1 pseudogene is annotated in these 961 nt (G+C 53.8%); it reads left to right on the forward strand.

From position 1 onward, the window contains the following. Nucleotides 1-961: pseudogene (locus Ga0451573_RS18895) on the forward strand (hypothetical protein); the annotation flags it as partial.

Below are 961 nucleotides of genomic sequence, written 5' to 3' on the forward strand. Positions count from 1 at the left end.
CATATCCTGCAGCCCCCCACTTACTACGGCTGGGGTGTAGGGCGGGCCTGGCACATCAAGAACGGTGAGATACTTTACCGGACTATTCCCCTGGCGCCATCCAAATTTAATTTGTGGCTGCCAAACTTCTATATCAGGGATTTTGACCCGGGATGCCCCAGAGAAACAGTAACTGACGGTGATGCGGCCACAGAGGTATATGCTGCGGAACCGGGAGAGACATATACGGCGACGCTAACCTTTGGTATTGACACCCTGCAGTCAATCGTACCGGTGGACCGGACCAGGGTGTTTGTGGCTGGGCAGCACCGGCTGCAGCAGGGTGAGTGGGATGCTGTCCTGCAGTACCGGTCCGGTCCCGGCAGCATAACCGAGCCTCTCAGCCTTTGGCCCTATGTACCCTCAGGACCAAGAGGCCAGGCGGTGATTTTCACCCAACAGGACTCAGAAGTGACAGCGGCGTTTAACTGGACTGCTGTGGCTGATACCAGGGAACTGGCAGCAGCTATAAACTACCCACCCGCACTCTGGCTCTACTATGAGGGCCCAGAGGGGAACCGGTTCGGTGACAATGTGGTCACTGTGCCGATTACCGTAAAGAAGCTTCCTGACAACTTTGTTCAGGAACTCAATCCCGGCACTGCTGAAACAGAAACAGGCCGGGAATACACGGGCACAGTTTCCTATGGCCTGTATGGCACCTTTGACAGTCCGGTAAAAGCTAAACTTGGGTTGACCCATAACGGCTGGCCGGTATCCACAGTAGACGGTACCGAAATTACCTTCAACCCGGGAGAAATAAAATCATTCCCATTCACTATTCACGGTCAGGCCGGAGACAGCACTCTGGAAGCCAAAATCTGGCCCCTGGAACCCACCGCAAAGGATATCAACTGGAACAATAACAAAAAGATTGTCATCGTCAAAGCCAGGAGGACTGATATCGACGTTGGAGAAATCC

The sequence above is a fragment of the Phosphitispora fastidiosa genome (assembly GCF_019008365.1).
GTDB lineage: Bacteria > Bacillota > Thermincolia > Thermincolales > UBA2595 > Phosphitispora > Phosphitispora fastidiosa.